The 19,675-nt window shown below is 65.1% G+C and carries 19 protein-coding genes and 1 pseudogene; 14 read left to right on the top strand and 6 right to left on the bottom strand.

All coding sequences use genetic code 11. The features are described 5' to 3' along the window. Nucleotide 1: 1 nt before the first annotated feature. The 3 genes from AB5Y72_RS20215 (at nucleotide 2) to AB5Y72_RS20205 (ending at nucleotide 2,847) form a co-directional block, all read left to right on the top strand. A complete protein-coding gene (locus AB5Y72_RS20215; RefSeq protein ID WP_209793403.1) occupies nucleotides 2-634 on the top strand; it encodes a tetratricopeptide repeat protein in 633 nt (210 codons plus the stop codon). Between the two features lie 81 nt (nucleotides 635-715). Further along, on the top strand, nucleotides 716-1,408 hold the full coding sequence (locus tag AB5Y72_RS20210) for a response regulator (RefSeq protein ID WP_042078934.1): 693 nt from the start codon (nucleotides 716-718) through the stop codon (nucleotides 1,406-1,408). Further along, nucleotides 1,405-2,847, top strand: a complete 1,443-nt coding sequence (locus tag AB5Y72_RS20205; RefSeq protein ID WP_325782095.1) for an ATP-binding protein — start codon at nucleotides 1,405-1,407, stop codon at nucleotides 2,845-2,847. The genes AB5Y72_RS20210 and AB5Y72_RS20205 overlap by 4 nt, the downstream gene beginning before the upstream one ends. 68 nt (nucleotides 2,848-2,915) lie before the next feature. Here the strand turns inward: AB5Y72_RS20205 and AB5Y72_RS20200 are convergent, their stop codons facing one another. Next, on the bottom strand, nucleotides 2,916-3,395 hold the full coding sequence (locus AB5Y72_RS20200; RefSeq protein ID WP_325782157.1) for an ATP-dependent zinc protease: 480 nt from the start codon (nucleotides 3,393-3,395) through the stop codon (nucleotides 2,916-2,918). A gap of 397 nt (nucleotides 3,396-3,792) precedes the next feature. On the opposite strand from AB5Y72_RS20200, the gene AB5Y72_RS20195 reads away from it, so the two are divergent. The 5 genes from AB5Y72_RS20195 (at nucleotide 3,793) to AB5Y72_RS20175 (ending at nucleotide 8,795) form a co-directional block, all read left to right on the top strand. Continuing rightward, nucleotides 3,793-4,836, top strand: coding sequence for a GMP reductase (locus AB5Y72_RS20195; protein ID WP_325782094.1), 1,044 nt, complete (start codon nucleotides 3,793-3,795; stop codon nucleotides 4,834-4,836). A gap of 156 nt (nucleotides 4,837-4,992) precedes the next feature. Beyond that, on the top strand, nucleotides 4,993-6,168 hold the full coding sequence (gene earP / locus AB5Y72_RS20190) for an elongation factor P maturation arginine rhamnosyltransferase EarP (protein WP_325782093.1): 1,176 nt from the start codon (nucleotides 4,993-4,995) through the stop codon (nucleotides 6,166-6,168). 44 nt (nucleotides 6,169-6,212) lie between these two features. After that, on the top strand, nucleotides 6,213-6,779 hold the full coding sequence (gene efp, locus AB5Y72_RS20185) for an elongation factor P (RefSeq protein ID WP_042078929.1): 567 nt from the start codon (nucleotides 6,213-6,215) through the stop codon (nucleotides 6,777-6,779). Between the two features lie 200 nt (nucleotides 6,780-6,979). After that, nucleotides 6,980-7,738 carry a DUF3530 family protein gene (locus tag AB5Y72_RS20180; RefSeq protein ID WP_042078928.1) on the top strand — a complete coding sequence of 253 codons (759 nt, stop codon included), beginning with the start codon at nucleotides 6,980-6,982 and terminating at the stop codon, nucleotides 7,736-7,738. 100 nt (nucleotides 7,739-7,838) lie between these two features. Next, complete coding sequence (locus AB5Y72_RS20175) at nucleotides 7,839-8,795, top strand: D-2-hydroxyacid dehydrogenase (RefSeq protein WP_042078927.1); 957 nt, start codon at nucleotides 7,839-7,841, stop codon at nucleotides 8,793-8,795. Nucleotides 8,796-8,855: 60 nt separating this feature from the next. On the opposite strand, the gene AB5Y72_RS20170 is transcribed toward AB5Y72_RS20175, so the two are convergent. Both AB5Y72_RS20170 and AB5Y72_RS20165 read right to left on the bottom strand, forming a co-directional pair. Next, the gene (locus AB5Y72_RS20170) at nucleotides 8,856-9,329 is read right to left on the bottom strand and encodes a glycine zipper domain-containing protein (RefSeq protein ID WP_325782092.1); all 474 of its coding nucleotides are present in this window, start codon (nucleotides 9,327-9,329) and stop codon (nucleotides 8,856-8,858) included. A 239-nt stretch (nucleotides 9,330-9,568) separates the two neighbouring features. Further along, a complete protein-coding gene (locus AB5Y72_RS20165; RefSeq protein WP_318162797.1) occupies nucleotides 9,569-11,116 on the bottom strand; it encodes a diguanylate cyclase in 1,548 nt (515 codons plus the stop codon). A gap of 290 nt (nucleotides 11,117-11,406) precedes the next feature. On the opposite strand from AB5Y72_RS20165, the gene AB5Y72_RS20160 reads away from it, so the two are divergent. Continuing rightward, complete coding sequence (locus AB5Y72_RS20160; RefSeq protein WP_209793388.1) at nucleotides 11,407-12,009, top strand: nitroreductase family protein; 603 nt, start codon at nucleotides 11,407-11,409, stop codon at nucleotides 12,007-12,009. Nucleotides 12,010-12,066: 57 nt separating this feature from the next. On the opposite strand, the gene AB5Y72_RS20155 is transcribed toward AB5Y72_RS20160, so the two are convergent. Together AB5Y72_RS20155 and AB5Y72_RS20150 are read right to left on the bottom strand one after the other, a co-directional pair. Beyond that, entirely contained in the window at nucleotides 12,067-12,720 is a 654-nt protein-coding gene (locus AB5Y72_RS20155) for an HAD-IA family hydrolase (protein ID WP_368199525.1), read from the bottom strand. After that, on the bottom strand, nucleotides 12,717-12,941 hold the full coding sequence (locus AB5Y72_RS20150; RefSeq protein ID WP_042078919.1) for a hypothetical protein: 225 nt from the start codon (nucleotides 12,939-12,941) through the stop codon (nucleotides 12,717-12,719). Before AB5Y72_RS20150 ends, AB5Y72_RS20155 begins: the two co-directional genes overlap by 4 nt. A gap of 114 nt (nucleotides 12,942-13,055) precedes the next feature. On the opposite strand from AB5Y72_RS20150, the gene AB5Y72_RS20145 reads away from it, so the two are divergent. Next, complete coding sequence (locus AB5Y72_RS20145; RefSeq protein ID WP_325782089.1) at nucleotides 13,056-13,955, top strand: LysR family transcriptional regulator; 900 nt, start codon at nucleotides 13,056-13,058, stop codon at nucleotides 13,953-13,955. A 38-nt stretch (nucleotides 13,956-13,993) separates the two neighbouring features. Here AB5Y72_RS20145 and AB5Y72_RS20140 read toward each other — a convergent pair whose 3' ends face one another. Beyond that, entirely contained in the window at nucleotides 13,994-15,157 is a 1,164-nt protein-coding gene (locus tag AB5Y72_RS20140) for an FAD-dependent monooxygenase (protein ID WP_368199524.1), read from the bottom strand. Nucleotides 15,158-15,399: 242 nt separating this feature from the next. Between AB5Y72_RS20140 and miaB the strand changes: the two are divergent. The 4 genes and pseudogenes from miaB to corC form a co-directional block, all read left to right on the top strand. Beyond that, nucleotides 15,400-16,827: pseudogene (gene miaB, locus AB5Y72_RS20135) on the top strand (tRNA (N6-isopentenyl adenosine(37)-C2)-methylthiotransferase MiaB); the annotation flags it as partial. 129 nt (nucleotides 16,828-16,956) lie between these two features. Continuing rightward, on the top strand, nucleotides 16,957-18,012 hold the full coding sequence (locus AB5Y72_RS20130; protein ID WP_042078916.1) for a PhoH family protein: 1,056 nt from the start codon (nucleotides 16,957-16,959) through the stop codon (nucleotides 18,010-18,012). Then, entirely contained in the window at nucleotides 18,009-18,479 is a 471-nt protein-coding gene (gene ybeY / locus AB5Y72_RS20125) for an rRNA maturation RNase YbeY (RefSeq protein WP_209793379.1), read from the top strand. The genes AB5Y72_RS20130 and ybeY overlap by 4 nt, the downstream gene beginning before the upstream one ends. A 189-nt stretch (nucleotides 18,480-18,668) precedes the next feature. Then, entirely contained in the window at nucleotides 18,669-19,550 is an 882-nt protein-coding gene (gene corC / locus AB5Y72_RS20120; protein ID WP_042078914.1) for a CNNM family magnesium/cobalt transport protein CorC, read from the top strand. The last annotated feature ends 125 nt before the right edge of the window (nucleotides 19,551-19,675 follow it).

Here is a 19,675-nt window from a genome sequence, read left to right as displayed (position 1 = left end):
GATGAAACACGCCACATCCCCCCGTATCGCCCTGGGCGCCCTGCTGCTCACCCTGGGAAGCATGCAGGCCCAGGCCGCCGATGCCCTGCCCACCATCCAGCAGCAGTGGGCCCACTGCCAGTACCAACAGACCGGCAAGGCCAAGGAGAGCTGCCTGGAGACCCTGAGTGCAAAGGCCGATGAGGCGAGCGCCAAGGAGGCGTTTCGCACCGATCTGCTGATCTGGTCCGCCATCGTCAAGAGCACCTGGGCCGGCGCCAAGGGTGGCCTGGGAGCGCTGGGCCTGGTGAAGGAGGCCAAGGCCAGGCTGGAGATCGCCATCAAGCAGGATCCCGCTGCGCTGGACGGCTCGGCCTACACCAGCCTGGGCTCCCTCTACTACCAGGTGCCGGGCTGGCCGGTCGGGTTCGGCGATGACGAGAAGGCGGAGCAACTGCTCAAGCAGGCGCTGGCCATCAACCCCACCGGCATCGACCCCAACTTCTTCTACGGCGACTTCCTGCTGGATCAGGGGGACAAGGCGCAGGCGAGGATCTACCTGGACAAGGCCCTGGCCGCCCCCGCCAGACCGGGCCGCGAGGTGGCGGACGAGGGGCGCAGGGCGGAGATCCGCGAGCGCCTCGCCAAGCTGTAAACGCAAGCAGATCAGTGCGCTATTTAAACTCTGCCCACCAGCTTGCATACTGGTGGGCAGTGTCGTTTGAGGGAGAAGAGAATGCGGATCCTGTTGGTGGAAGATGATGTGATGCTGGGGGACGGCATGGTGGATGCCCTGCGCGGCAGCGGCTACACGGTGGACTGGCTGCAACAGGGGCTGCCCGCCCTGTCGGCGCTCAAGAGCGAGGAGTTCGCCGCCCTCATCCTTGACCTCAACCTGCCGGACATCGACGGCATCAGCCTGCTGCGCAAGCTGCGCCGGGAAGGGCAGACCCTGCCGGTGCTCATCCTCACCGCCCGGGATGCCCTGGACGACCGGGTGCTGGGGCTGGATGCGGGCTCCGACGACTACATGGTCAAGCCCTTCGCCCTGCAGGAGCTCAACGCCCGCCTGCGCGCCCTGGTGCGCCGCAGCAAGGGGCAGGCCCAGGCCGAGCTGGAGTATGGCGAGCTGCTGCTCTATCCGGCCTCACAGCAGGTCACCTATCGAGGCGAGCCGGTCAGGCTGACTCCCCACGAATACAAGCTGTTGCAGGAGCTCATCACCCAGAGTGGCCGGGTCCTGAGCCGGGATCAGCTGCAGCAGAGCCTCTACGGTTGGGACGAGGGGGCCGAGAGCAACGCGGTGGAGGTGCACATCCACCACCTGCGCAAGAAGTTCTTCCCCGAGCTCATCCGCAACATCCGCGGCGTCGGCTACATAGTGCCCCAGCTCGATGTCACGGGTGGCAAGGGAGCCCCGGCCCCATGAGTCGCGTCCGCTCCATCCGCCGCTTCCTGCTCTCCGGCATCCTGGCCCTGGTCAGCGTCAGCCTCGCCGTCAGCGGCCTCATCGGCTATCTGGAAGCCAATCACGAGATGGAGGAGCTGTTTGATGCCCGTCTGGCCCAGTCCGCCCGCATCACCAACCAGCTGCTCGACCGCTATCTGAAACAGCGCGGCGATCTGCCGAGCAACGGCGCCATCTATCAGGAGTGGGAGCAGGCCGTGCCGAACGCCCCCCACCAGGAGCCGAGCGGCTTCGGCCAGATTGGACAGGACAACGAGTTCACCCCCTATGGCCACGAGTTCGAGCGCAACCTCACCTTCCAGCTGACCGACGGCGAGGGCAACATACTGCTGCGCTCCCCCAGCGCGCCGCGCCAGCTGTTCAGCAAGCCGGAGCTGGGCTTTGGCGCCGTGCACCGCGACGGCCACGACTGGCGCACCTTCACCCTCTACAACGAGGATGAGCAGACCTGGCTCATCGTCGCGGAGCGGGACGACGAGCGGGGCGAGCTGGCCAGCAAGATGGCCACCCTCACCATGCTGCCGCTCTTCATTACCCTGCCCTTCCTGCTCGGCCTGCTGTGGTGGCTGGTCACCCGTGGCCTGGCCCCGCTGCACCTGCTGGCGCAAGCCATCGGCGAGCGGCACCCCGCCAACCTGAGCCCGCTCAACCTGGCCATCAAGGCCGAGGAGCTGACGCCGCTGGTGGGGGAGATCAACCGCCTGATGCACACCCTGGCCGACACCCTGGAGCGGGAGAAGCAGTTCACCAACGAGGCGGCCCACGAGCTGCGCACCCCGCTGGCGGTGCTGCGCATCCACAGCGAGAACGCCATGGCGGCCGAGGATGAGCAGAGCCGCGAGCAGGCGCTGCGCAAGATGCAGCTGGCCCTGGATCGCAGCGATCGCCTGATCCGCCAGCTGCTGACCCAGGCCCGCATCGACAACCAGCAGACACCGGCGCTCGCCAGCCTGGCCCTGGAGCCGCTGCTGCAGTCCACCCTGGCCACCCTGGCCCCCATCGCCCTGAAGAAGGACCAGCAGCTCTCCCTGGAGGGCGCCGGCCACCTGCAGGTGATGGGGCAGGCCATGCTGCTGGAGCTGATGTTCGGCAACCTCATCGACAACGCCCTGCGCTACACCCAGGTGGGCGGCGAGATCGCCGTGGTGGTCAGTCAGGAGGGCAACCGGGTCCGGGTGGATGTGCGGGACAACGGCCCCGGTATCCCCACCGCCGCCCTGTCACGGCTGTGCGAGCGCTTCTTCCGGGTCAATCCCCAGCAGGGGGACGGGGTGGGGCTCGGCATGGCCATAGTCCAGCGCATCGCCCAGCTTCACGGGGCGGATCTCGACATCCACAACCGGCCTGAAGGGGGACTCGAAGTGAGCGTGCTGCTGCCCTCCCCCCTGCGCCCTGCCTGAGCTGCACCGCCCGCATTCCAGCCATGAAAAACGGGGGTCAGGCCCCCGTTGTTCATCTCCACGGAACATCAGCGGCAGCTGGGCTGCACCGTGAAGGTCCGGCTCGCATCCACCGGCCCCAGCTCCGCCAGCAGCCGGCGTCCCAGCAGTACGGGGTAGATCATCTCGCTGCGATCCCGCAGGGTGAACCACTCCTTGTAGACCTTGTCGCCGACGCAGATGCTCATGGTCACCGTGGGTCTCTGCTCCATGCCGCCGGCACCGCGCACCGTCACGCTGCGCTCCACCGGCCGCTCCAGGGTCTGGCGCACCGCCTTGTCGGTGTTGGCATCGGTCAGCGCCAGGGTGAAGCGCACCCAGGGCTTGCCGTCGCGCTTGAAGTGGTGAAGCTCCCGCGCATCGAGGGAGGAGGTGAGCGCCCCGGTATCCAGCTTCATCTTGACCGCCACCCCGTAGGGCATGATCACCCCCTTCTCGATCCAGCCGTAGCTGACCGGCGCCGCCATCGCACTGCCGCACAGGGCCCACATCATGACCGCGCTCGCCATTCTCTTGCTCATCTCGCTCTCTCGCCTTGCCGATGTTGCGCCCAGATGTATCACAGCCATCCGGCGGGTCAACCGGATTCCGGGCCCGGGGCGAACCGCCCCCGGCTACCCCGATGGCAGGCGACAGGCCGTGCCGGACACAGTGCATGCCCCACAGAGAGGGAAGGAACAGAAAGAAACGGGGGGAGGAAGGTCCTGGATGACACTGGCTGCCATCCTGAGGTTGTGACGCCAAAGGCTACCACAAGGCCTCGTGAATTATCAGTCTTGTTCCGGCGGGATTTTTCCCTACACTGTTGTAAACCGGAGGCCTTGAAAACCTGCGGTTTTTTTGTGCCTGCCGAAAATTTTGCCCACTGCAACAGTGACTTTCACAAGGCTCAAAAAGGAATTCGCAATGCGTATCGAAGAAGACTTGAAGCTCGGTTTCAAGGATGTACTGTTCCGTCCCAAGCGCTCTACCCTCAAGAGCCGTTCCCAAGTCAGCCTGACCCGCCAGTTCACCTTCAAGCACACCCAGACCCAGTGGCAGGGGGTGCCCGTCATCGCCGCCAACATGGACACCGTCGGCAGCTTCGCCATGGCACGCGCCCTGGCGGGCTTCGAGATGATGACCGCGGTACACAAGCACTACAGCCTCGCGCAGTGGCAAACCTTCGTCAATGAGACAGACCCGGCCATCCTGGGCCATGTGATGGTCTCCACCGGCACCTCGGACGAGGACTTCACCAAGACCCGCCAGATCCTCGCCATGTCAGAAGCCCTGCGCTTCATCTGCGTGGACGTCGCGAACGGCTACTCCCAGCACTTCGTCGAATTCCTGCGCAAGATCCGCGAGGCCTGTCCGAACCACGTCATCCTGGCGGGCAACGTGGTCACCGGCGAGATGGTCGAAGAGCTGATCCTCTCCGGCGCCGACATCGTCAAGGTCGGCATAGGCCCCGGCTCGGTCTGCACCACCCGGGTCAAGACCGGGGTCGGCTACCCCCAGCTCTCCGCCATCATAGAGTGTGCCGATGCGGCTCACGGCCTCGGTGGCCAGATCGTCGGCGACGGCGGCTGCACCTGCCCGGGTGACGTGGCCAAGGCCTTTGGCGGCGGCGCCGACTTCGTGATGCTGGGGGGCATGCTGGCGGCCCACGAGGAGTGCGGCGGCGAGCTCGTCGAAGTGGATGGATCCCCCTTCATGAAGTTCTACGGCATGAGTTCGTCCAGCGCCATGGACAAGCACGCCGGCGGCGTCGCCGACTACCGCGCCTCCGAGGGCAAGACGGTGCTGCTGCCCTATCGCGGCCCGGTAGAAAACACCGTGCGCGACATCCTGGGGGGCGTGCGTTCCACCTGCACCTATGTGGGCGCCAGCCAGCTCAAGGAGCTCACCAAGCGCACCACCTTCATCCGGGTGCGCGAGCAGGAGAACAACGTCTACGGCAAGGAGTAACGGGAACCCCAGCCCTCCCCTTCACCAGGGGAGGGGGTGTTGACTCCTCCCCCTTTCGAAGGGGGAGGTTGGGAGGGGGTTTGAGGCCCCACAGTTAGAAGCCAAGTCACCGGTGTGCTACCCTGCGCACCGGTTTTTTTGCATCTGGACCCCGACATGAGCAGCCCCCTGCCCCCCTTTGACTGGGATATCTTCTGCGCCGTGGTGGACAACTTCGGCGACATCGGCGTCACCTGGCGGCTCGCCCGTCAGCTTCAGCGGGAAGGCCACGGCAAGGTCAGGCTCTGGGTGGACGATCTGGCCAGCTTCGCCCGCATCTGCCCCGGGCTGGATCCCGCACAAGAAGCCCAGTGGGTCGAGGGCATCCATATCCAGCGCTGGTACGACGCCCTGCCCGCCGATGCCGTGCCGGCGAGCGTGGTGATCGAGGCCTTCGCCTGCGCCCTGCCCGCCCCCTTCATTGCGCGCATGGCCGAGCAGAGCCCGCCCCCCTGCTGGATCAACCTGGAGTATCTAAGCGCCGAGGCCTGGGTCGAAGATTGCCACGGCCTCGCCTCCCCCCAGCGGGTTGGCAGCCAGAGCCTCGACAAGTACTTCTTCTTCCCGGGCTTCACACCGAGAACCGGCGGCCTCTTGTGCGAACGGGGGCTCATCGCCGAGCGGGATGCCTGGCAGCAGGATGACACGGGGCTTGCCGCCTACTGGGCCAGCCTGGGCCTGCCACCCAAACGAGAAGGCGAGCTGAGGGTCAGCCTCTTTACCTATGAGAGCGCGGCGCTCAGGAGCCTGGTCCAGCGCTGGAGCCAGAGCGCCACGCCGGTCACCCTGCTGCTGCCGCTCGGGCGCGCCCTCGAGGACGTGCTCACCGGGGCCGGGCTGGCAGACGCCAACCCTACGGCCCAAGCGGGAGATCTGCTGCAGACGGGGAGCCTGTGCATCAAGCTGCTGCCGATGACGGATCAGGCCGGTTACGACCGGCTGCTGTGGAGCTGCGATCTCAACCTGGTGCGGGGGGAAGACTCCTTCGTGCGGGCCCAGTGGGCAGGGCGCCCCTTCCTGTGGCACATCTACCCCCAGGACGATGAGGCCCATATCGCCAAGCTGGATGACTTTCTCGACCATTATCTGGCAACGCTGCCCGCAGACGCGGCCCGGTGGCTGCGCGATGCCAGCCACGCCCTCAACCATGGCCAGGCGCTCGGCGAACTCTGGGCCCGATGGCCGATCCATGCCGCACACTGGCAGCAGCATGCGCGAGCCTGGTCACAGAAGTTGCTCGCCGAGGGGGATCTCGTCACGAGGTTGGTGAAATTTTTAGAAAGCCGTATATAATCTGGCAGTTTTTATCTGCCCGTATACGAACAGGAATTTTTTACATGAAAACCGCACAGGAAATCCGCGCTGGTAACGTCGTCATGATCGGTACCGAGCCGATGGTGGTCCAGAAAGCCGAATTCAACAAATCCGGCCGTAACTCCGCCGTGGTCAAGATGAAGCTGAAAGGCCTGCTGAACGGCAGCGCCACCGAGACCGTATTCAAGGCCGACGACAAGCTGGAAGTCGTTCAACTGGAGCGTAAAGAGTGCACCTACTCCTACTTCTCCGACCCCCTGTATGTCTTCATGGACACCGAGTACAACCAGTACGACGTCGAGAAGGACAACCTGGGTGACGCGCTGAACTACCTGGTAGACGGCATGGAAGATCTGTGTGAAGTGACTTTCTACAACGAGAAAGCCATCTCCGTAGAGCTGCCGACCACCATCGTTCGCGAAGTCGAGTACACCGAGCCGGCCGCCCGTGGCGACACCTCCGGCAAAGTGACCAAGCCGGCCCGTCTGAAGGGCACCTCCTACGAGCTGGCCGTTGCCGCCTTCGTGGAGATCGGCGACAAGATCGAAATCGATACCCGCACCGGTGAGTTCAAGCGTCGCGTCAACTAAGTTGACCCCTCGAACCCATTGCAAAAAGCGAGCCTCAGGCTCGCTTTTTTATTGGCCGTGTCACCGGGCTGCCCCGATCCGGCTGGCGACCGGCGACATGCATACCCGGGCCATGGCGCCCAGCCAGGCATCCCCCTTCAGAAATGGCCGCCGCCGCCGCTAACTGTAAGACCCATCCCGGGACAATCCACGAGGGGCCCATGGCCAGAGCGTTGTTACCACTGTTGTTGCTGAGTCTTGGCTGCCTGTACGGCGGGCTGGCGCGGGCCGGCGAGCCCGCCCCCCTGGTGCCACCCGACTACTGGCAGAATGGCGACTGGCAGGGGGTGCCTGACAGCACCCAGGTCGACAAGCAGCGGGTGCTGTTCGCCAGGCACGACGGCGACAGCTATCTGGGGCTCGCGATCCTGCTGCCTGACTGGCAGCGAAGCGGCCAGCTGTGGCAACTGACCCGGGATCTGGGGCGACTCGGCTTCGACACCCTGCTGCTGCTCCCCTCGCCGCAACAGACGGAGCTGGACCCCGCCGCCGAGAAGAAGCAGCAGGCCATCGACGATTTTCGCAAGCAGTTTGCCACCCGCATCAGCAAGCTCGGCGACGCCAAACTGCAGGAGGGGGGCTTCAGGCTGCTGCTGGCACAGGGGACCAGCGCGGCCTGGGCCGCCAACCTCATCGCGAGCGAACAGCTGCCGGCCCCCGATGCCCTGGTCCTGCTCGACGGCTTCTTCCCCAATCAGCAGAGCAACCAGACCCTGGCCAAGCAGGTGGCACAGGCCAGCATCCCCACCCTGGACCTCTATCAGGAGGAGGGCAGCACCTGGCCTCTGCTGGCCGCCGAGGCGCGCAAGAGCGAGAGCCGCCGCAGCCACAAGCTGAACTATCGTCCCTATGCCCTGATGGATCTGGACGAGACGCCCGGGCGCATCCAGGGCTGGCTGACCCACCTGGGCTGGATCTGACCCCGTCGCCCTGGAGGCGGGCCTCTCCCGGACACGCTCCCGGGCTGGTCAGCGGCACGCCATCTTTGGCATCATGTCCGCACCAATGGCAGGAGGCTTCATGCAGCAAATCGTGTTTCTCGACAGCGACACCCTGGACGCCGGCATCAATCTGCGCCGCCCCGATTTTCCCCATCACTGGCAGAGCTACCCGACCACGGCGCCGGACCAGGTGGTGGAGCGGCTCAAGTGCGCCAGCATCGCCATCATCAACAAGGTCCGCATAGGCGCCGCCGAGCTGGCCCAGTTGCCGGAGCTGCGCCTGATCGCCCTGGCGGCCACCGGCAGCGACAACCTGGATCTGGAGGCCTGCCGCGCCGCCAATGTCGCCGTGTGCAACATCCGCAACTACTCGGGCCCCTCGGTTCCCGAACACGCCATGGCGCTGATGCTGGCCCTGTCACGCAACCTGTTTGCCTGGCGCCAGTCCCTGCTGGAAGGGCGCTGGCAACAGAGCGGCCAGTTCTGCTTCTTCGACCACCCCATCACGGATCTGCACGGCAAGCGGCTCGGCATCATCGGCAAGGGCACCCTGGGGCAGGCCCTGGGGCAGCGGGCCGAGGCCATCGGCATGGAGGTGCGCTATGCCCAGAGCCAGATAGGGACTCCCGGCGATGACGACAGACTGCCCCTGGACGCCCTGCTGGAGAGCTCGGACGTCATCAGCCTGCACTGTCCGCTCACCCCCTACACCCGCCACCTCATCGGGGAGCGGGAGCTGGCCATGATGAAACCGGGGGCCCTGCTCATCAACGTGGGCCGTGGCGGCCTGGTGGACGAGCAGGCCCTGCTGGAGGCCCTCGGCAACGGCCGGCTCGGTGGCGCCGGTTTCGACGTGGCAAGCGTGGAGCCTCCGCCCCCGGATCACCCCCTGATGCAGGCCCTGCGCTACCCCAACTTCATCCTGACCCCCCACGTGGCCTGGGCCAGCGAGGAGTCGATGCAGCGGCTCGCGGATCAGCTGATCGACAATATCAACGCCTTCTACCTTGGCAGGCGCCAGCACCGCCTGGTCTGAGACCGCGCGGCGGGATCAAGAAAGGGGCCCAGGGCCCCTTTCTGTCGTCTTGTCGCGGCATCAGTCGTCATGCCATCTGTGCTTGCGGTGCTTCTTGTGATGCTTGTGGTGCTTGTAATAGCGCCTGTCGTCGTAATAGCGGTGGTTGTTGCTCTCGTGAGTGTCGCCGGTTTTGGCGCCGATGGCGGAGCCGCCGGCACCGCCGATGCCGGCCCCGATCAGGCGACCAGTGTCCCCCCCGACGCTCTTGCCGATGGCGGCCCCCCCCAGGGCACCGACGGCCCCCCCGAGGGCAGCCTCATTCTTGTTGCCCCGGTTGGCCGTGGCAGCCCCACCGGCGGCACCGCCGATCGCCGCCCCCACCAGGGCGCCCGTGTCGCCGCCCAGCTCCTTGCCGATCATGGTCCCGGCCACCCCGCCAGCACCGCCGCCGAGTATGGTGTTGAGGGTCTCCGACGCCTGCACCTGGCCCGTCCCCAACAGCAGTGCACCCAGCAATGTCAGTGCGCTCGCGCCATATGGTTTCATCTTCATGGGCTACTCCTGTCAAACCTGATGATTGATTATTTTCCCTGCACTATACAAAGCGGCCTGGCCAACGCTACCGGGGCAACGGGTCCGTCATCGCCGGGTCGTCTGTCTCCTCTTCGCGACACTCAGGAGTGAAATAGAGCAACCCAATGAAAATTAACCAAAAAAAAAGGTCACACGGGAAATTATCCCCACTGTGACCCCGCACCCGGGCCCAAGGGCCCTTTTTGTCATGATGACGGTCAGACAGATACTGTCACAACCTCCCCCTCGGAGGGAGGCCGGCTGGACGCCAGATGCCAGCAGTCCCGCCCCTGGTGCTTGCTCCGGTACAGGCATTCATCGGCCCGCTCGAGCAGGTTGGGAGCACCTTCCGGGTAATGCGCCCCTCCGGCACTCAGGGTGATGGACGCCTCAAACTCGCGCCACTGCAGCGCCCGTACCCGGGCCAGCAGATGGGTCAGGCGGCACTCTACCTCACCCTGTTCCCAGGGCAGCAGGGCCGCAAATTCATCACCGCCGATCCGGTAGACCTGGGCCTCCCCCAGGGTCCTCGCCATGATGGTGGCCACCCGGAACAGCACGGCATCTCCCACGCCGTGGCCCCAGCTGTCGTTGACGCCCTTGAAGTTGTCCACATCGAACAGGACCAGCCAGTAGGGGACCGCCTCCTGATCCAGCCTGGCCCTGTCCTGATCGAAGGCCCGCCGGTTCATGATCCCGGTGAGGGGATCGTGCAGCAGGGCATCCTGGCCCTGGATCAGGCTGTTTCTCACCTGGTTGATCTCCCCCAGACTGCCGTGCACGAACCAGGTGCGCCGGCGCCGCTGGATCTCCAGCAGGGCCTCATCCCGGACGAGACCGCTGAGGGAGCCCTGCACCAGGGCCTGCTCCTGGCGGAATATTCGCACCAGAAACACCAGGCTGCACAGCCAGACGCACAGCAGCGCCAGCGCGGGCAACACCACCATCAGCAGGGTATCCTGCAGGTTTTCATGGAAGTGGGCAGGGGGCAGATAGAGATTGAGATCCCAGCCGATGTTCGTCAGCGGGTGCCTCAGGTGGCTGCCCTCCCAGATCACGTCCAGCCCGGCCACCTGCTTCTCAGGATCAAGGCCGACCGGCAGCAGCTGCAGATTGTGCCCCACCACCAGCTGCCCCCCCTTGCGCTCCGTGATGTAGAGGGCGGCCCTGTCCCCTCCCAGTGCCCGCCCCAGCGCCGCCTGCAGCGTGTTGAACGACATGTCCACCATCAGCAGCCCCAGCAGTTGCCCCTCGTCATCCCTGACGCGCTTGATCAGGGTCAGGACCTGGCTGGCGGAATCAAACTCCTCGTAGGGACCAAACCAGATGAGGTCGTCCCCCTCGCCGGAGAGCGCCTGATACCAGGGGCGCTTCTGTGCCTGATAGCCGGCCGGCGCCTGCCAGTGGGGGTAGCTGTCGAGACGATGGGTGCGGGCGTTGTAGAAATAGAGGAAGTGGGCGTCGTGCTTGAACTGGTGGGCGATGGCCCAGATCGGGTTGATGGCCGCCTCTCCCCGTGCGATGGCCCGCTTGTCCAGCGAGGACTCCAGCACGCCAAGCTGGCGCTGGTTGTCCTGCACCAGTTCATGGATCAGGGTGGCGTCGATGGAGGTGAGCATGTGGCCGTAGCCTGCCATGGTCTTGTCGATGCTGCGCAGGTAGCTGGCCGCCGCCAGCAGCAGGGTGGCGATCAACACCAGGACGCCGAGCAGGCACGACAGCGGGGTCAAGATGTAATAGCGTTCCTTGATGATAGTGGCAGCCATCCAACCCCCTATAAAATGTCATATGCCATGCATTTTATAGTTGAAACAACCACCAAGGTATTGATTGAAATCATTAACGTCTACTGTTAATGATAAAAAAGATATCAGCAGTCTCCGTCGACCATATGCGTTCCCGTCATGTGAATATCCATAAAAAGTAGAAACTGTCATCACCCTGCGTTGACGGTTTCCTGCGCGGAAGGTGTTATAGTCGATGGCTCGAGAGATCGGAGCCAGATGGCCTTTGCCGGCATGACTGGCGGCGATGATTCAGCAACCAAGGAGATGTTATGAGCAGTCCGTTTATCGAACAGATCAAAGTACGTCGTACCATCTATGCCCTGGGCAACCGGGTGACCCACTCCGAGGCCCAGCTGACGGCGCTCATCAAGGATGCCGTCAAGCACAGCCCCTCCTCGTTCAACTCCCAGAGCTCCCGCGCCGTCATCCTGTTTGGCGAGCAGCACCACAAGCTGTGGGACATCGTCAAGGCCGAGCTCAAGAAGATAGTCCCGCCAGAGGCCTATCCCCAGAGCGAAGCCAAGGTCAACGGCAGCTTCCGCTCAGGCTTCGGCACTGTGCTGTTCTTCGAAGACACCGCCGTCATCGAGGATCTGCAGCAGAAGTTCGCCCTCTATGCCGACAACTTCCCCATCTGGTCCGAACACGGCACCGGGATCGCCCAGTTCGCGGTCTGGACCACCCTGGCCCAGGAGGGCATAGGGGCCTCCCTGCAGCACTACAACCCGCTGATCGACCAGGCGGTCCGCCAGGAGTGGAACCTGCCTGCCAGCTGGCTGCTGCGCGCCCAGATGCCCTTCGGCAGCATAGAACAGCCGGCCGGTGACAAGACCTTCATCGACGACGACGTGCGCTTCCGGGTCTTCAAGTAATCCTGACGCCTCGCCCGCTCAAGCCCCCGCCAGTCGGGGGCTTTTTCTGCCCGCCTCTCAGGCCGTCAGCTGCACCTGCAGTTGGCCAGCGCCCTGCACGACCACTGTCACCCGGCCCCAGTTCGGGATCAGGGCGGTGACCGCCGGCTCGCACCTCTGGGTTCCCCCGACCTGCACCACCCGGCAGCCGGCCCGCAGGGCGCTGGCGATGCCCGCGGGTGCATCCTCGAACACCAGGCAGTCGGCGGGAGCCAGGCCAAGCCGGCTCGCGGCCAGCAGATAGGGCTCGGGATCCGGCTTGCCCCGCACCACGTCCTCGGCGCCGACCAGGAGGCGTGGCAGCGGCAATCCGGCGCTGCCCAGGCGGTGGCGCGCCACCCTGTGGCTCGCGGAAGTCACCAGGCTCCAGCGATCCGCCGGCAGGCCGTCGAGCACGGCGCGGGCCCCGGCGATCGACTCTGCCGCCCCGCCGTGGCGGATCTCCAGCTCGTCGAGCAGGGCCACCTCAGACGCTAGGTCCAGCCAGGGAGCCAGCGCCCGGATCACCTCCCGCGAGCGCACCCCGTGGCACATGGCCAGCACGGGCTCCGGATCCAGCCCATGGCGCCGGCACCAGAGCCGCCACACGGCTTCCACCGCGCCGGTGGAGTGCACCAGGGTGCCGTCCATGTCCAGCAGCAGGGCTGCCGCCTCCAGAGTGAGCCCTGTCATGCGGCTCTCCCCGCCAGCACATCCACGAAGGCCTGCCGCTGGACCGCCTCTTCGTAGCAGGCGAGCGCCTGCTCCGCATTGCTCGCCCACACCGGCACGGGCCCCACGACAAACCCCTGCTGCAGCAGGCTGGTCAGCAGCTCCCCCGTCTCCGGCGCGGCCAGTGGCTGGGCCATCACCAGGCTCCCCTTGATCAAAAACAGATAGCGTTCGCTCGACATGGCATGACTCCTTGTGGCTGGTCAGCGGGCAAGAAGGCCCGTTTCGAGACCATTAGAACAAGGCAGTTAGATAATTTATAATCAATAAATCGCCACATTGGATAACCAAATGGAATGAGATTCGACCTGAGGCAGTTGCAGGCGTTCGTGATGCTGGCCGAGACCGCCAACTACCGGGAGGCGGCCAGCCGGCTCTTCGTCACGCAACCGGCCCTGACCAAGCAGATCCAGGGGCTGGAACTCGCGCTCGGCAGCACCCTGTTCAACCGGGGCCGCCATGGCGCCGAACTGACCGCCATCGGTCTCCAGCTGCTTCCCCAGGCCCGCGCTCTGGTGGATCACGGCAAGGGATTCGAGCAGCACGCCCTGGCACTGGCGAGCGGCGCCGCCGGGCGCCTCAAGATAGGGTTCGGGATCTCCAGCTTCGCACTCGCCCCCTCCCTGGTGGCCCGCTTCAAGCAGCAGGTCCCGGACGTGCTGGTGCACCTGCAGGACATGACCTCCGCCACCCAGCAGGAGCTGCTGCTGGCGGGACGACTGCAGCTGGGCTTCATGCGTCGGCCAGACGCGCCCCAGTTGAGGGAGCACAGATTGCTGACGGACAGGCTGGTGCTGGCGGTGCCCACCCGGCTGATTGGGCCGGATCCCGCCGCCTTCGACGTGGCGCAGGCGCTGACCCGCCAGCCCCTGCTGCAGATGGTGGGCCATCGCTGCCCCGGTCTCAGCCAGCAGATCGCCCGCTTCCTCGGCGCCAACCGGCTGAGCGGCATCATCCAGGAGGCGGAAGACATCCAGACCCTGGTGGCCCTGGTGGCCGCCGGTATCGGCAACGCCATCCTGCCGCGCAGCGTCGGCTTTATCGCGGGCAGGGAGGTGACCCTCTACCCCCTCTTCGGCCCCTGGTCCGAGTGGGAGATAAGCCTGGTGTGGAACCCGGAGTTTGCGGATCCCATCCGGGATCGCTTCCTGGCCCTGGTCAGGGCGGAGCACCCGGAGCCAGGACAAGGCGGATAGCGCGCGCGACTCCTCTAACGCAATGGAGGGCGTACGCCCTATACCAACCCCAGGGCGTAGCGCAGCGCCATCTCCTTGAGGGGGCCCGCCTTGTCCGCCAGATTGAGGGCCAGGTTGCGGGCGAGCTTGAGGGGCCCTATCTCGTTGCTGAACACCCCGTAGAAGAGATCCATCCCCGACTGCATCAGCAGGTTGTCCGGGCGGCGCCGCCGCTCGTAGCGCGCCGCCAGCGCCGGTGCATGCCACTGGGCCCCCGCCTTGCCGAGCAACTCGGTCCAGCAGGCCACGTCCTTGAAGCCGAGGTTCACCCCCTGCCCCGCCAGCGGGTTGATGGTGTGGGCGGCGTCGCCGAGCAGCACCACCCGACCGGCGCAATAGTCGTTGGCGTGGCGGCGCACCAGGGGGAAGCTCCCCTTGCCGGTGACGGTGAAGCCGCCGAGCCGGGCCGGGAAGTGGCGGCGCACCTCGGCGGCCAGGGCCTCGTGGCTCATGGCGGTGAGCGCCCGGATGCGGGCCGGGCTGTCGTACCACACCAGGGAGCCGTGGCGGCCCGGCAGGGGCAGGAAGGCGCGCGGGCCGCTCGGAGTGAACTGCTGCCAGGTGATGTCTTCCTGCTCGAAGTCGGTGTCGATATTGATCAGCATGCAGTGCTGGCGGTACTCGAAGCGCGACACCCCGATCCCGGCCAATTGGCGGGTGTGGGACTCGGCGCCGTCGCAGGCCAGCACCCAGCGGGCGCTAAGTTCGGTGCCGTCGTCCAGGGTCAGCACGGCCTCTTCCGCACTCTGGCGCAGGCTTTTCACCGCCGCCGGGGTGTGGGTCTGGATGGTCGGGAAATCCTCCATCCTCTTGAGCAGGGCGAGCTGCACCAGCCGGTTCTCTATGATGTAGCCGAGCTGGGGCAGCCCCAGATCGGCGGCGTCGAAGCGGGTGGCGAAACCGTCCAGCTCCCAGGTCTCCAGCCGGCGATAGGGACACAGCCGCATCTGTTGCAGGTATTGCCAGGCACCGGACCGGGTCAGCAGCGCCACCGAGGCCTGGCTGATGGCGGAGACCCGCAGATCCAGCGGCTGCCCGGGGGCGTAGGGCTCGGGCAGCCGGGTCTCGATGACCCGCACGGAGAGGCCCTCTGCCGCCAGCAGACAGGCGGTGGCGGCGCCCACCATGCCGGCGCCGACGATGGCGATATCACACTGTTCCATAACTTGATTCCTGCAAGGAGTCGCCCCGCACGAGGGCGCAAGGGCCGAACCGAATGGGGCATGATAGCGCAAGGCGACGGGAGAAACAGTGCGCCAGTCGCGCAATTGCCGGCGGCCATCCCAGGCCGGGCACGGCGAGGCCGGGGGGCGGCGGCCGGCCCCAGACTGGTCAGCACCGGGATTGCGGAGTAAAATGGCCGGTCCTTTGACCCTGCCGATTTCAAAAACAGTCAAGAGAAGCGATGAGCAAGAAACTTCATATCAAGACCTGGGGCTGCCAGATGAACGAGTACGACTCGTCCAAGATGGCCGACCTGTTGGATGCCAGCAACGGCTACACGCTGACCGAGGAGCCCTCCGATGCCGACGTCCTGCTGCTCAATACCTGCTCCATCCGCGAGAAGGCCCAGGAGAAGGTGTTCCACCTGCTCGGTCGCTGGAAGAAGCTCAAGGCGAAGAAGCCGGGGCTGGTGATCGGCGTGGGCGGCTGCGTCGCCTCCCAGGAAGGGGACAATCTGAGAAAACGCGCCCCCTATGTGGACATCGTCTTCGGACCCCAGACCCTGCACCGCCTGCCGACCATGATCAAGCAGGTGCAGGAGGGCCATGGCGCCCAGGTGGACATCGCCTTCCCCGAGATAGAGAAGTTCGACAACCTGCCCGAGCCCCGCGCCGAGGGGGCCACGGCATTTGTCTCCATCATGGAAGGCTGCTCCAAGTACTGCTCCTTCTGCGTGGTGCCCTACACCCGTGGCGAGGAGGTGAGCCGACCGCTCGACGACGTGCTCTACGAAATCGCCCAGCTCGCCCAGCAGGGGGTGCGCGAGGTGAACCTGCTCGGCCAGAACGTCAACGCCTACCGGGGCCCGACCTTTGACGGCGGCCACTGCACCTTCGCCGAACTGCTGCGACTGGTGGCCGCCATCGACGGCATCGACCGCATTCGCTACACCACCAGCCACCCCATCGAGTTCACCGACGACATCATCGAGGTCTATCGGGACACCCCCGAGGTGGTCAGCTTCCTGCACCTGCCGATCCAGAGCGGCTCGGATCGCATCCTGACCATGATGAAGCGCCCTCACACGGTGCTGGAGTACAAGTCCAAGATCCGCCGTCTGCGCGCCGTGCGCCCCGACATCACCATGAGTTCGGACTTCATCGTCGGCTTCCCGAACGAGACGGACGAGGACTTCGAGGCCACCATGAAACTCATCGAGGAGATCAACTTCGACATGAGCTTCAGCTTCATCTACAGCCCGCGCCCCGGCACCCCGGCCGCCGATCTGCCGGACGACGTGGACATGGAGGTGAAGAAGGCCCGCCTGACCCGGCTGCAGAACCGCATCAATCACCAGTCCATGCTCATCGGCCGCGCCATGCTGGGCTCGGTGCAGCGCATCCTGGTGGAGGGGCCGTCCAAGCTCGATCCCATGCAGCTTTCCGGCCGCACCGAGAACAACCGCGTGGTCAACTTCGAGGGGCCGCACCGCCTCATCGGCGGCTTCGCCGACGTGGAGATCACCGACGTGCGCCCCTACTCATTGCGCGGCCGCTTCATCCGCGGCGAGGACGAGATGAACCTGCGCATCGCCACGGCGCCGAGCGAGATCCTGGCCCGTCGCCCCGACAACGTGCCCGATGGGTTGGGTGTGGCCGCTTTTACCCCCGCTCCAAGCGAGATCCTGGTCCAATCCGGCCGCCCCGACAACGAGCCCGCCCCCCAGGGCGTTGCGGCCTTCACTCCCCATTAATGTCTCTTCCCTCACAGAAGGGAAGAACCTTGAAACGAGGTCAATTTGAGCCGACATATCGCGACCCTGAACCTGCATCTGGAGCCCGCCGACAACCTGCGTCTCGCCAGCCTGTGCGGCCCCTTTGACGACAACCTCAAGCAGCTGGAGCGCCGCCTCGGCATCGAGATCAGCTACCGGGACAACCACTTCCAGGTGCTGGGCAAGCAGGCCCAGGTGGACGCGGCCGCCGTCATCCTCAAGCACCTCTATGTGGAGACCCAGCCCCTCAAGGGGGGCAAGGTGACCGACATCACCCCCGAGATGGTGCACCTGACGGTGCAGGAGTCCCGCGTGCTGGAGCAGGACGACGAGGAGGTGCCTAGCCTCCCCTATGGCAAGGAGGTGACGGTCAAGACCAAGCGTGGCCTCATCAAGCCGAGGAGCCCGAACCAGGCCCAGTACATCGCCAACATAGTGCGCCACGACATCAGCTTCGGCATAGGCCCCGCCGGCACCGGCAAGACCTATCTGGCCGTGGCCGCCGCCGTGGATGCCCTGGAGCGCCAGGAGATCCGCCGCATCCTGCTGACCCGCCCGGCGGTGGAGGCGGGGGAGAAGCTCGGCTTCCTGCCAGGGGACCTCTCCCAGAAGGTGGATCCTTACCTGCGCCCCCTCTACGACGCCCTGTTCGAGATGCTGGGCTTCGAGCGGGTGGAGAAGCTGATGGAGCGCAACATCATCGAGGTGGCGCCGCTCGCCTATATGCGCGGAAGAACCTTGAACGACGCCTTCATCATCCTGGACGAGGCCCAGAACACCACCACCGAGCAGATGAAGATGTTCCTGACCCGCATCGGCTTCAACTCCAAGGCGGTGGTCACCGGCGACATCACCCAGGTGGACCTGCCCCGCAGCACCAAGTCCGGTCTGCGCCACGCCCTGGAGGTGCTGCAGGGAGTCGACGGCCTGTCGTTCAACTTCTTCGAGTCCAAGGACGTGGTACGCCACCCCGTGGTGGCCCGCATCGTCCAGGCCTACGAGGCGTTCGACGCCCAGCAGGCGGCCGAGAAGGCCGCCGCCAGCAACAAAGAGAACATCAGCAGAGAGAATGCCCAATGAGCCTGACCCTGGATCTGCAACTGGCCTGCGCCAGCCCCGACGGCCTGCCGAGCGAGGCCCAGCTGCAAGGCTGGCTCGAGGGCACCATCCTCGGCTTCCAGCAGGAGGCCGAGGTGACGGTGCGCATCGTCGACGAGGCGGAGAGCCGCGAGCTCAACCACACCTATCGCGGCAAGGACAAGCCCACCAACGTGCTCTCCTTCCCGTTCGAGGCCCCTCCCGGCCTGGAACTGCCCCTGCTCGGGGATCTGGTGATCTGTCGCCAGGTGGTCGAGGCCGAGGCCGTCGAACAGGGTAAAACCCTGGACGCCCACTGGGCCCACATGGTTGTGCACGGCAGTCTGCATCTGCTAGGTTATGACCATATCGAGGACGAGGAAGCCGAGGAGATGGAGCAGCTAGAGCGCGACATCATGCAGGAGCTGGGCTTTGCGGACCCCTATCTGGACGACGATGTCGAAGGATAAGGTGAATCAAGAGCCGCTCAGATGGTGCCGTTTCGAACGCGACATCATGCAGGAACTCGGTATCGCCGATCCTGGTCTGAACGACGAAGAGTAAAACACCGGATGGTCATCGCCTTGAAACAGCCGATGCCTATCCTCATATAGCCACAACGATTTCAAGTGTGTTCATACGAGTAACCAAGAGAGAAAATGACCGACGATCACCCTAGTACCGGCTCGCCGAAGAAAACCTGGCTCGACAAGCTCAGCCAACTCTTCCAGGGCGAGCCAAAAGACCGCAACGATCTGGTGGATGTCATCGCCGATGCCGAGGAGCGAGACCTCATCGATCAGGACACCAAGGACATGATCGAGGGCGTGCTCGAAATTGCCGAGCTGCGCGTGCGCGACATCATGATCCCCCGCTCCCAGATGGTGACCATAGAGAAGTCCCAACCGGTGGACGACTTCCTGCCGGTCATCATCGAATCCGGCCACTCCCGCTTCCCGGTGATCAACGAAGACAAGGATCACGTGGAGGGCATACTGCTCGCCAAGGATCTGCTGCCATTCGGCTTCGGCGGCCATCATGCCAGCGAGCCGCTGCAGCTCGAGAAGATCCTGCGCCCCACCGTCATCGTGCCGGAGAGCAAGCGGGTCGACCGCCTGCTCAAGGAGTTCCGGGAAGAGCGCTACCACATGGCCATAGTGGTGGACGAGTTCGGCGGTGTCTCGGGTCTGGTGACCATAGAGGACATACTGGAGCTCATCGTCGGCGAGATCGACGACGAATTCGACGACATCGAGGACGAGCCGGTCGATATCCGCCGCATCAGCAAGCGGGTCTTCTCCGTCAGCGCCCTCACCGAGATCGAGGACTTCAACGATTTCTTCGGCACCCAGTTCAGCGATGAAGAGGTGGATACCGTCGGCGGCCTGGTGATGCACGCCTTCAGCCACCTGCCCAAGAAGGGCGAGGAGATCGAGCTCGACGGCTACCTGTTCAAGGTGATGCACGCGGACCGGCGTCGGCTGCAACAGCTGCAGGTGAAGATCCCGGAGCATCACGCGGCGGCCCAGCCGGAGTCCTGATCTCTCCCGTCCCGGACCTGACGTTCAACGCCCCTGCCAAGGGGCGTTTGTCATTCTGTCAGGCCCCTACCCTTTCATTCTCCCTGCCACCGCCCCTTGATGTCCCGGCCGCCGGGAGGCTCGCC

Origin of the sequence: Aeromonas sp. R7-4, assembly GCF_040908055.1 — a bacterium.
GTDB classification, from domain to species: Bacteria; Pseudomonadota; Gammaproteobacteria; order Enterobacterales; family Aeromonadaceae; genus Aeromonas; species Aeromonas sanarellii.
The sequence above is the reverse complement of the archived record's forward strand: the minus strand, read 5'-3'. Positions and strand labels throughout refer to the sequence as shown.